The 11,915-nt window shown below is 39.0% G+C and carries 8 protein-coding genes; 3 read left to right on the top strand and 5 right to left on the bottom strand.

What is annotated here, in order from left to right; translation table 11 throughout:
* Positions 1-5: 5 nt before the first annotated feature.
* Positions 6-1,652 (bottom strand): ABC transporter substrate-binding protein, encoded by a 1,647-nt coding sequence (locus ACFSGI_RS10280; RefSeq protein ID WP_204824043.1) that lies wholly within the window; start codon positions 1,650-1,652, stop codon positions 6-8.
* 81 nt (positions 1,653-1,733) lie between these two features.
* Positions 1,734-2,948 carry a M20 metallopeptidase family protein gene (locus ACFSGI_RS10275; RefSeq protein ID WP_204824042.1) on the bottom strand — a complete coding sequence of 405 codons (1,215 nt, stop codon included), beginning with the start codon at positions 2,946-2,948 and terminating at the stop codon, positions 1,734-1,736.
* A gap of 308 nt (positions 2,949-3,256) precedes the next feature.
* Here ACFSGI_RS10275 and ACFSGI_RS10270 point away from each other — a divergent pair, with 308 nt between their 5' ends.
* The 3 genes from ACFSGI_RS10270 (at position 3,257) to ACFSGI_RS10260 (ending at position 6,407) form a co-directional block, all read left to right on the top strand.
* Positions 3,257-4,453 carry an acyltransferase gene (locus ACFSGI_RS10270; RefSeq protein ID WP_204824041.1) on the top strand — a complete coding sequence of 399 codons (1,197 nt, stop codon included), beginning with the start codon at positions 3,257-3,259 and terminating at the stop codon, positions 4,451-4,453.
* Between the two features lie 103 nt (positions 4,454-4,556).
* Positions 4,557-5,261 (top strand): response regulator transcription factor, encoded by a 705-nt coding sequence (locus tag ACFSGI_RS10265; RefSeq protein ID WP_204824040.1) that lies wholly within the window; start codon positions 4,557-4,559, stop codon positions 5,259-5,261.
* Between the two features lie 18 nt (positions 5,262-5,279).
* A complete protein-coding gene (locus ACFSGI_RS10260; protein ID WP_204824039.1) occupies positions 5,280-6,407 on the top strand; it encodes a sensor histidine kinase in 1,128 nt (375 codons plus the stop codon).
* Positions 6,408-6,474: 67 nt separating this feature from the next.
* Here ACFSGI_RS10260 and ACFSGI_RS10255 read toward each other — a convergent pair whose 3' ends face one another.
* From ACFSGI_RS10255 to ACFSGI_RS10245, 3 genes are all read right to left on the bottom strand, one after another.
* Positions 6,475-8,019, bottom strand: coding sequence for a sensor domain-containing diguanylate cyclase (locus ACFSGI_RS10255; RefSeq protein ID WP_379283130.1), 1,545 nt, complete (start codon positions 8,017-8,019; stop codon positions 6,475-6,477).
* 204 nt (positions 8,020-8,223) lie between these two features.
* Positions 8,224-9,174, bottom strand: a complete 951-nt coding sequence (locus ACFSGI_RS10250) for an NAD(P)/FAD-dependent oxidoreductase (protein ID WP_204824982.1) — start codon at positions 9,172-9,174, stop codon at positions 8,224-8,226.
* A gap of 266 nt (positions 9,175-9,440) precedes the next feature.
* Positions 9,441-11,660 carry a glycosyltransferase family 39 protein gene (locus ACFSGI_RS10245; RefSeq protein WP_204824037.1) on the bottom strand — a complete coding sequence of 740 codons (2,220 nt, stop codon included), beginning with the start codon at positions 11,658-11,660 and terminating at the stop codon, positions 9,441-9,443.
* Positions 11,661-11,915 lie beyond the last annotated feature (255 nt).

Below are 11,915 nucleotides of genomic sequence, written 5' to 3'. Positions count from 1 at the left end.
CCTCCTTATCCTCCGATACGCACATCATTAAATAGTGGATACCCTAAATAATCAAATGAAATGCCCTGTACTGTCTGAGATGTCGCAACCGTATACGGGAAAATATAGACAGGAATAATCACTGCTAGTTCGCTAATCCGTTGTTGTATGTTGCGATAGATGGTAGCACGTTGGTCTTTATCTTTCTCAACTGCTCCTTGTTCTAGCCATTGATCAATTTGCGGATCAGAAAGACCTGGTAATGTGGGGCGTGCAGATGGATCGGCTGTATGATAGAACGCTGATAGCGCATTCGGATCAGAGTTGACCTGACTGTTGCCATACAGATCATATTCTCCATTTTGATAGACGACAGTAGCGATGTCTTTGGTAATATTCACTTGTACATCAATACCGACAGCTTTTAATTGCTGTTGAATCATCGCCGCAATATCGTTTCGTTTTTCCCGATTAGGTGAGCCGTCTACATATTTAAGTGTGAGACGTTGACCGTCTTTGACACGTATGCCGTCTTGCCCTTTGACCCATCCTAATTCATCCAGCAGAGCATTAGCATGTGCGAGATCAGGTTGGATTTTATGTTCCAATGATTCATCATATCCCAATATGCCAGGCGTTAGAGCTGACCATGCACGTTCATACGTGCCCAGATATAACGTTTTGACAATCGCATCGACATCGATAGCAGATTGTAGAGCTTGTCTTGCTTTGATATTATCCCAGGGAGCATGACGTTCATTAATAAATAATGTGTATGGTAACCCTAATGTATTAGCTTGTAGTAATTGCAGATCAGGGCTATTTTTTAATGCCAAAATATTTTGCGGAGGTACTGTTTCTGCGGCAAGTACCTGCTTACTTTGCACACTACCAATACGGGTCGCTTCTTCTGGAATAATTGAAAATATAATTCCGTCTATATGAGGTGCACCTGTATTTTTGACTGTTGCCGGAGCCCATGTATAGTCAGGGTTCTTTTTCACTTCAATCGAAGTGTTATCTTTCCAATCGACATATTGATAAGGCCCTGAACCTACTGGTTGCTTGCCAAATTGTTCCCCTTCTTTTTTTATTGCAGTGGGTGACACAATCCCTAGCATGGCTTGACTGATATTGCCTAGAAAAGCTTCAGAAGGTGTAGACAAATTCACTTGAACTGTATACTCATCAATCACTTTAGACGATGTATAGGGGCGAATAAGTGCAAGCGCATTTGCTGCTTTGGTCGCTGGATCAATCACACGATCAAAATTAAATTTGACTGCTTCTGCATTAAATGGGGTTCCATCATGGAACTTTACATCTTTGCGCAATTTAAATGTATAACTTTTGCCATCTTTGGATACTGTCCACGATTCTGCAAGCCAGGGTTTGATCGAACCGTCCTCTGTCTGTACGACCAGACTATCATATAGTGTACGCATAACCCTTACCGATACGGCTAGACCGCTTCGATGAGGATCAAGCGTATCCGGTGAAGTTGCTAATGCATAAGTTAATGTACCACCATTTGTCGTTATCGTATTGCCTTGTGCATTGCTTTTCTCTACGACTCCACCGCAACCGGATAGTACCAGTGATATTGCAATCAGTACACCACTTACAGTCAACCATAATCGATACTGTCTATTATTTCTTTGGATAGCTGTCATAAGTTATTCCTTTCATCATGTGATCAGGGATATTTGTGGAACATCATTCGTTATCGATAGCAGAATGTTATATAGAAGAGATTATGCTAGTGCATTCAGTGCAAATTGAATATGCATTTTGGCTCCTAACAGGAGTACACTTTCATCGATATCGAACTTTGGATGATGTAGTGGATAAGCAGATGTTGCCTCCTGAGGACGGCACCCGATAAAAGCAAATACACCTGGACGATGCTGGGTATATAATGCAAAGTCTTCACCTGCAAGAAAAGGTTGCTCTAATTCCAACACATTTTCGGTACCGAAAATAGGTTGTGCCGCTTGTTTTGCTTTATAAACTGCGGAAGCTTCGTTATTCAGCACTGTACCGGTACGCTGTGTAATGGTTGCTTTTCCACCATGCAGACAAGCGATACTATGAGCATAATCAACAATGGCTTTGGTGATACGTTCAACTGTTTCAGTGCGAAAAGCACGAAACGTTCCGGTCACTTCACTTTCGCCTGCGATCACATTTTTCACTGTTCCGGCATGCAGCGTTCCAAAAGATAGCACTTTGGCTTCCGCAGGATTGATCCCTGTAGTCATAAAAATCTGCATATCATTCACAAATCGTGCTGCCATAATAATCGCATCGGAAGATAAATGCGGAGCACTGTGATGACCGGAAGTCCCTTGAAAATGAACAGCAAAATGGCAGGATGCCGCCATTGCTGTCTCTTTGTGTATTCCGATAGTTCCTACAGGAAGGTCAGGCCAGACATGCATTGCAAAAGATTGAGACACTCCTTGTAAAATGCCATCTTCGATCATGTCGCGTCCACCGCTTATCCATCGATCATCTAGTGGAGAACGAAGTGCCCCTTCCTCCGCAGGTTGAAACACAAATTTGATCGTTCCCCGAATCTGTTCACGATGACGACTTAATACTTTAGCAGCTCCAAGTAACATTGCTGTATGAGCATCATGACCACATGCATGCATATAACCTTCACGCCGGGAAGCATAAGCATAATCATGTTCTTCTTGAACCGGCAAAGCATCGATATCAGCACGTAACAAAATAGTCTCGCCTGCTTCTGTTCCATGCAGAATACCGACTACGCCTTGACCAAAATGCTTACCAACTCCACTTTGTACTTCTAGCCCCCATTTACGTAACAGTCCTATAATCAGTGCAGTTGTATGATCGACATCGAAAAGAACCTCAGGGTAAGCATGCAACTCGCGACGAATACGAATCAGGTCGGATTCAAGTGTATCCGGCAAAGATAAAGCAACAGCAAGTTCACTCATCCTCCATGTCCTCCCTTTTCTTTTCTAATGTTGTTAATTCCTATCTACTTAATTGGTATTGTTACATAAATGTAGACGTAATCAGGCTCAAGGTCAATGAATTCGCTTATAGATAAGATTGATACAGATATAGAACATATTAATAACGTTAGTGAAGCTAGCCCAAATTTCTGAATATTTGTTAAGAAACTCTTCATCTTTTCTTAGTTTTCATCTCGACAAAAAGTTAAGGTTTTTCTTTTTAAATAAAAGTAGAGCTTATCTTCGTGCTCTATTTATAGAAGCAATTAGGAAAGGAAACCTTAACGATGAATACAAATTCCACAAGCACTTATATTAAAAAAGAACAATTACCTGCGTTACAGGTGGTGCGTGCTATCGCTATCTTAGGAGTGATCACTGTTCATTCCACTTCATACGCAACCGTACAAATGCTAGAGTCGCATTATTATTTTCTGTATAACTTTTTGAATATTTTTATGAAATTTGGTACACCGACTTTTATTGCTTTGAGTAGTTTTGTCTTGTTCTACAACTATATCGATCGTCCAGTAGACCGTAAGCTCATTGCCCGTTTTTATCAGCGTCGTATGTTATATATTGTTGTTCCTTATATTGCATTCTCTCTGTTTTACTTTGTGATGCTTCATCTTATGTATTATCCTGATCGATCACTAACTGATACGATTAACAGTTTTGTAAGCAAATTATTCACCGGTAAAGCGTATACCCATCTTTATTTTGTATTTATTAATATGCAGTTCTATCTGATATTTCCATTGTTTTTGTGGATATTCAAGCGTTATTCCAAGCTAACAAAGTGGTTGATTCCATTAAGTTTACTGATTCAATGGGGATTTATTATAGCTAATAAGTATAGTTTTCAGCTAGACAATCGAGGTAGCTGGTCGCTATCTTATTTTTCATACTATATGCTAGGTGCGACGATCGGGATATTTTATCCTCAACTTAAACGATGGATAGTTATACAGCGTGATTCTTTTACTTCCGGTAGATTAGTGGGATTAGGCTTATTGTGGACGATCTGGTTAGGATCAGGATTGGTTCATGTCTTTCTCTGGTATCAGACACGTATGTATAACAGCTCATATTCTACATTATGGTATGAGCTGTTCTATAATCTGTATTCATTAACGAGTATTGTAGTGCTTATTCAGATCGCTTTTATCATTTATCGTGATGGATATTCATGGTTAGGTCGTATGCTAGCTCATCTTGGTTCCATGTCTTTTGGCATTTATTTGATTCATCCATTTTTCTTATTTCTTTATCGTGGTTGGATTCCTCAGCCAAGTCAATCATGGTTCGCTCATATCTGGTATGGAGGTGGATTCGTCACAGCATTAGGTTGTTCATGGATCACTGTCACGTTAGCAGCCAAATATATACCATATGCTTGGATCGCATTTGGAAGCTTACCTGTAGCACGATCTACACCAAGTACAAATACTAATCTGCCTGTAACAGAAGCATATTCCAAATAAAAAGAGCTTACAAAACTAAACTATAGCTATGGTTCATATCCTATTCATATAACAAATGTATGCTTGTTGGCATAACACTAGTGATAGAAAGGATATGAACATAATGGCTCAGGCAACAATTGTACTAGTCGATGATGAACCAGATATTATCAAATTAATGCAGATTTATTTACAACATGAAGGTTACGAATTACTGATTGCCTGCAACGGACAGGAAGCATTACAGATTGCTGCTACTCATACTATTGATCTGATGGTGCTTGATCTTATGATGCCAGAGATGGACGGGATTCAGACCTGTATGCATATTCGAGAATCGTCTCATTTTCCGATTATTATGTTGTCTGCCAAAGGACAGGATATGGATAAAATTACTGGACTTAGTGTAGGCGCAGACGATTATGTTACTAAGCCATTTAATCCTTTAGAATTAGTAGCTCGTATCAAGTCTCAATTACGCCGAACGCATACATACACTTCTTCAATCAATATCGAGAGTGACCCTATGATTCGTCTCGGCAGATTAACAATAGATCCATCTACGCATGAAATCATGATCGATGAACAAGATGTTCATTTAACTCCACGCGAATTTGCTATTTTGCTTTTACTTGCCAGACATCCCGGACAGGTATTTAGCACAGAGCATATTTATCAAAAAGTCTGGAAAGAAGAATATATGGATTCACCCAACACTATTATGGTACATGTTCGTAAAATACGTGAAAAAATTGAGTCAAATCCCCGCCAACCTCAATATATCAAAACGATTTGGGGTATCGGTTACAAAATGGAGTGTCATTCCTAAAGAAAGGCTGGCAGTAAGATGATCTTTAAGCGATACGATACATTATTTTGGAAAATGATTATATTTAGTCTGATCGCGATGAGTGGTGCAACCTTGATCATAATGAGCGCTTATTATGGGGTTATTTTTCTATTATGGTGGCATCCTGCTCAATCATCGCCACCATTCTATGTAAGTATCATGCGGTGGAGTGTGAATACGATCGGATTTGCTCCTGTGATGGTAACTGCCTTCATTCCACTATTTATTTTATTTTTTTATCTGTTATCCAGACATACGATGCAACGGATCTATTCGTTATCTTCAGGTATGACACAGATTGCTAATGGTGAATTGAATTATCGATTGCAGGTATCCTCCAAAGATGAATTAGGAAATCTAGCTACACATGTGAATCAGATGATGGATCAACTTCATCATGCGGTAGAGGAAGAACGAACAGCATTGCATGCACAACATCATCTGATTACAGGTGTATCTCATGATCTACGTACACCACTTACTTCGATAATAGGATTTCTAGGTTATATTGAAGCAGACCGATATCGCGATGAAATTGAACTTCGTTATTATGTGCATATTGCTTATGAGAAGTCGTTGACAGTACAGAAATTGCTAGACGATCTACTGGATTATACAAGGATCACCTTCCATGATATAACCCCTCTTTTACAGCCAATCGATCTACACCAATTAATAGCGCAACTGGCTGAAGAATGTATGCCATTATTTGAACAAGCAGATATGAATTATCAGATCACCGTCGAAGCCATATCAACCACTATTCTTGGTAATGCTGAAGAATTAGTGCGTTTATTTGAAAATTTATTTACCAATGCGATTCGTTACGGGCATCATGGCAAAAAATTAGATATTCAGATCACTCAAGAACATGAATCTCTCAATATCCGTTGTATTAATTATGGAACTATCATTTCAGCTACAGATCTTTCTCATATTTTTGAGCGTTTTTATCGTGGTGATTCGTCTCGTTCTACTTATGCACAAGGTAGTGGATTAGGGCTTGCTATTACGAAAAGTATAGTCGAACGCCATCAAGGAACGATTACCGCTTATAGTGATTATCATGCGACTGTATTTGAAATTATTTTTCCGACTTTATCCAATAGTACAGATGTCGTTTAACCAAATTACACAAAAAAGCTCGCTCACCTTATACAGTGAACGAGCTTTTGATATGCATACATTTCTGTTACGCATTAATTTCTTCCGAACGTTTTACTTCACTTTCTTTATCCGCTTGAGATAGTTCTTTTTGATAAATAGTTGTGCGATTTCTGCCTTCTCGTTTGGAAGTATACATAGCTTCATCTGCATGACTAATCAAATCATTTGGTGTTCTGCCATGTTCAGGGAACGCTACCACACCACTGGATACTGTAATTAATTCTCCTGAAGGACTCAAAGTACCATGAAGCAATTCACGTAATCGTTCAGCTACAATATACGCGCGGGTGACATTACATCCACGTAGTAAGATTCCAAATTCTTCTCCACCGTAGCGAAAGCAAACGTCACCTTCACGAGATACATTACGCATCGTGACTGCTAGAAATTGCATCACTCGATCTCCAGTTAAATGACCATACGTATCATTTACTCGTTTGAAATGATCGATATCTAACATCACCATTGCAAAAGATTCATCTCCGATACACCATGTTTCCAATGTGGAATCAAAGTTACGCCGATTAGCAAGACCTGTTAGACCATCGAGTGCTGTTTCATTTTTTAACTTCACAATATATTTCTGCAATTGTCTGGTGGTAAAGCGGATACTTTGATACAGTACTTTTACTTCATAAGTTCCAGAGCGAATAGGCGGTAATGCTTCACTTTTCCAATCATCTACCATTCGATTAGAGTAATCTGCTAGTACCTGCAAAGGACGCACAGCCAAATAGGTAATAATCCAACCCGCAGCTAACGTAATCAATAGCAAAGGTAACGATAGCAAAATACTTTTCTGAAGTAATTCTCGTAGCGGAACATCAATCACCGATGCAGGTGTTTGTACAATCACACCCCAACTGCTTTTCATATTATAAGCATATCCTGTATAAAACGTCTGATTCTGTTGATCTGTAAATTCAATCTTCCCTGCCAGACCAGCCATTACTTTCCACACCGCTTCATCGGCGGCTTTGTTAGCTCCTACTAATTTGAGATTAGGATGGAAAATAATATTACCTTTAGGGCCTACAGCATATACATAAGAGCCATCAGATTCGTAATCATGTTCCAAGATACCTTGTAATACATTAGACTTCTGCAAATAAATAGTTCCCGCAATATAACCGTAATACTGTTCTTGTTTGTCAAACAAAGGGCTAGTCACTAAAACAATCCATCTACCATCTTTGCTTAGAAAAGGCTCGGTGATATGAGGAATACGAATGTCCAATAACATATTGTTAATAGGCCCACTCAAATGTTGCCCTGCTCTCACACCTGATGTAGCCGGTACTGTATTGCTTACAATCAAATCTTTATTTACAATTACAATCGAATTAAAATAATTTTTGTTATTAGAATATAAATCTTCTAACAAATCTTGATCGATTTTATTTTCACGTTGCCATATTGTAGCCAATGCATCTACACTTTCTTGCATAGTACCTAATATATTACCTGCGGCATTTGCAAGTTCAGTGGCATGCTGGTAATTATTATCTAAATAATTATTAATCAGTGCCTGTTTGCTAACGATATAGGCGGAATAAATTGAAATAATCATCGTAAGTAGAATAGAGAAAACAATGATAGTGCTTACAATGGTGACAAGCCTGAATCCTTTTTTAGGATATAAACGCAATCGGACACCCCACCTGACAAATCAAATATTAATCAACTTTAATTTTAACACAACCTTTTTCACAAAAGAAAGCAAAAGACACTGTAAATCGTCTTTTGCTTTCTAGAATATTATAAAAAGATACTATTATGAACGTACTGTTTGTTCTTTGCGAGTTGCTTTCATTTTAGATAATGTTTTATTAATCCAAATAGCGGCTTGTGCTCCCTCACCCATTGCAATATTCGCTTGTTCTGAATGTGCACCCAAATCTCCAGCAATCCATACATTTTCAATATTACTCATTTTGGAACGTGGATCGGTCTCAATATGATGATTATGAATAGTCTCTACCCCTAATTGCTCGGCAAGCTCTGAATTTACATGATTGCCTCCAAAAGCGATAAAACCACGCTCGGCTTCAATCACTTGACCGCCTTCTAACTCTACACTGTGGATAATACCGCCTTCATGATAGTTTACCGTATCGACAGCCGATTCAACATATGATATTTCTTTTTCTTGTAGACGTTCCATCGTTTCTGGACGAAATGGTTTGGATTCATGATTAATATAGATAAGGTCTGAGGTACGCTCTGACAAAATTAAAGCCATTTGAGCGCCAGCTTCACCTGCACCAATCACCACAGTACGGCGATCTTCGATCTCATATCCATCGCAGTCTGGACATACATACACACTGTAGCCTAATGTTTCGACCAACCCCGGTAAGCGAGGGAATCGATCGATTAAGCCTGTCGCTAACAATAACGTTCTAGCTTTATAGCTTTCTCCTTGTGCTCCTTTAAGCAGAAAATGATCTTCTTCTTTTTTCGCTTCCAAAATTCGATCTTCATGAAATTGTACACCCAATGGTTCAGCATGTTCGCGTCCGATTTTGCGTAATTCTTCTCCTGATATCCCATTTGGAAAACCTAAAATATTTCCGTAGTTCTGACATAATGTAGAACGTCCATGCCCTGCATCAATTACCAGTACCTCATGAGCAGAATATCTTCCTAGCTGAATAGCAGCCTGTAATCCTGCTATTCCTCCTCCTACAATAATGCAATCGTACAATGTATTATCACTAATCATCATTATGAACCTCCTCGGATTATATTGCTTTTGATCATCATTTTTTATCGTTAACGAACACTTAGTTCTGTTTATAATAAAGTCCGATAAATAGGTAAGAGTACGTTAGTAAATGTTTGATACTTACTTACGATTAAAAAGATCGTATAAGATAATATGTAAACCTCTTATATATTATGAAACGCAATCTACCAGATATTACAAAAATCCTCTTCTTCTGTAGCGTATCTCTACAAGAAAAAGAGGATATCATGTGTTCTGGTGTATTAGTTAATATCTGCTGGTGTTATTTCATATAAGGTTCCACTCATCATGCCACCGAATCCACCACCATTGTTAGTACGGTTCATACCATTTATAGGGCTGTTCGTTGTAGCACTAGGTACTTTAGCATTATTTGCTCCAGAAAGGCTGTTTTGCAAAACGGTACTTGTTGTATCTTGCCAATCTTCTGTCGGAATTTCTGTACCATGTTCTTTGATCCATGTAGTTACTTCATTAGATTCTCCACCGCGACCACCAATTCCATTAATCATAAAGTATTTTATTTCTCCTTTACTGATTAATGCTTTCAAAGAATCAACAGTAAGAATAGGATCACTTCCGCCAAATCCACCCATTGCCATCACAGGCTGGCCTGTTTGAATAATATAAGGAGCGGCTGAACTAGCATTCGATACAGCAAATAGATATTTTTCACCTGTATTATGTTGAGTTACATATTGTAGTAATTTTTCATTAGCTGTTTGATACATACCGCCACGATTAGGCATTCTTGTCGGCGTTGTACTTGTACTCTCGGAAGATGGTGTATTTCCAGTAGGTATCATGGTAGTATCTGTACTATTGGTAGGTCGGAACGAAGCTGTACTGCCTCCTTCACCTGTCATAGTAGGCGGATTACCTCCAAATCTACCGAAACCTTCTTTGGCTTCAGGGCCACCCGCAGGAATAGCTACATTGCCAGACGCATTTACTATTGAAAAAGACGACCAGTATAACGGAGTCAACATTAATAATATAATCGCTCCAGAAGCTAGATATAACTTGTTAGCTTGAAAAATAGAACCTTTTTTGCCCATTAGTAAGCCTATCGTTAATACTAATCCCACTGCACCTATAATATAAAACCATGCTGAACCGATCGTTGTATTAAATGGATAGATCACATACATCTGAAAAGCTGTCGTGATAGCAACAGTAATAGGCAATAGCCATGATAACCATCCGCGTCCTTCACGATAACATCTCCATTGAGCCATAAAACCTGTTGCAGCAAGTACTGCCACTGGTGGTGCTAACATAATCAGATAATATTGATGGAAAAATCCTGCAATACTAAAGAACCCGGCTACAGGAAGTAACCACATCACCCAAAATAAAGTCTCAAGATACTCTGGTCGACGCCATGTATTTCGGCGCACGCCCGCAAATAAAGCAATTAACGATAAGATGGCAAACGGCAATAATAGACTTGCTTGACCGGATAGATTCGATTGAAATAACCGAAGCGGGCCTGCATCCCCAATATTGAACATTGTTCCTGTATTTCGGCCACCTGTTGGAGGAGACATCTGACTATTGGTCATGCCTTTGATCTGATCATTATTACTTGTTGCAGAAGGCGTAATCGCTTGAGTTGTGTTATCTTCTGGCGCCAATACAGAAGTCTGTCCTGTTAAGCGATTGAGACCGTTATAGCCAAAAGCCAGTTCCATAACAGAGTTCGTCTGACTACTTCCTTCATACGGTCGTTCACTTGCCGGTACACTATCTACAATCATCGCCCACGAAACTGAGATACCCGCCAGCAATACAGTTCCTAGCGCTAACACTGATAATTTTTGTTTCCATCTCACTTTGTAAGCGAGTAGATAAAATACGTATAAAGCAGGCAGAATCATATAGGCTTGTAGCATTTTCACATTAAAAGCAACGCCGACCATAGAGAAACCGGCTATAATCCACCATGCTTTTTGTTGCCTAACCCCTTTAAGTAGCATCCAAGTCGATAATAGTAAAAAGAATACCAACAGACTATCTACATTGTTTGAACGTTGTACAGCTATCGCTACAGGAGTAATCGCCATCATTAACGCCGCAAGACGCGCTGTATTCGCTCCAAAAGTAGGTTTGACGATAAGATAGATCAATCCTACCGAGCCTACACCTGCAAGCGCCATCGGTAATGTAACACTCCATCCATGCACTCCAAAAATAGAAGCAAATAATGTCTGCACCCAGAATGCTACAGGAGGTTTATCGATCGTAACAAATCCACCTGGATCGAACGAAGCATAAAAAAAGTTGTGGAAACTTTGAAGCATGCTTGTGACTGCCGCTGTATAATATGCATTGGCATTTCCATTTTCCCAAATCTTCCAGACATTTAGAAAAGCAGAAAGGATCAAAATCAAAATCAGTGGGATATCAATTCTTGATCGTGATTTTGATCTTGTTGGTATAGTGCTTGCACTTGCTTCCATCGGTCTTCCTCCCCAATCATCTATCATTCAGATATAATTTTTATGTAGATTTTATTTTGGCGCATCAACCTTAAATTCAGATCATGAATTACTTAAAAAAAGATTAAATATGCAATCTCTGATACAGTCATACTTGGATATAGAGCATAATTATACACAAAAAAGAACCTCCATACCCACTACGATGTGAGTTGGAGGTCAAATGTTTTGTTTATTATAGCAAGGGGGGATTTGCTAAAAACAAGGACAAATAAG

This window comes from Paenibacillus nicotianae, from assembly GCF_042681745.1.
In the GTDB taxonomy this organism is placed as follows: Bacteria; Bacillota; Bacilli; order Paenibacillales; family Paenibacillaceae; genus Saccharibacillus; species Saccharibacillus nicotianae.
This window is presented reverse-complemented; position numbering and strand designations above follow the sequence as displayed.

Coding starts and splice junctions, on each gene's coding strand:
- ACFSGI_RS10280 (WP_204824043.1), bottom strand. CDS start 1,652: ATGACAGCTATCCAAAGAAATAATAGACAGTATCGATTATGGTTGACT.
- ACFSGI_RS10275 (WP_204824042.1), bottom strand. CDS start 2,948: ATGAGTGAACTTGCTGTTGCTTTATCTTTGCCGGATACACTTGAATCC.
- ACFSGI_RS10270 (WP_204824041.1), top strand. CDS start 3,257: ATGAATACAAATTCCACAAGCACTTATATTAAAAAAGAACAATTACCT.
- ACFSGI_RS10265 (WP_204824040.1), top strand. CDS start 4,557: ATGGCTCAGGCAACAATTGTACTAGTCGATGATGAACCAGATATTATC.
- ACFSGI_RS10260 (WP_204824039.1), top strand. CDS start 5,280: ATGATCTTTAAGCGATACGATACATTATTTTGGAAAATGATTATATTT.
- ACFSGI_RS10255 (WP_379283130.1), bottom strand. CDS start 8,019: ATGATTATTTCAATTTATTCCGCCTATATCGTTAGCAAACAGGCACTG.
- ACFSGI_RS10250 (WP_204824982.1), bottom strand. CDS start 9,174: ATGATTAGTGATAATACATTGTACGATTGCATTATTGTAGGAGGAGGA.
- ACFSGI_RS10245 (WP_204824037.1), bottom strand. CDS start 11,660: ATGGAAGCAAGTGCAAGCACTATACCAACAAGATCAAAATCACGATCA.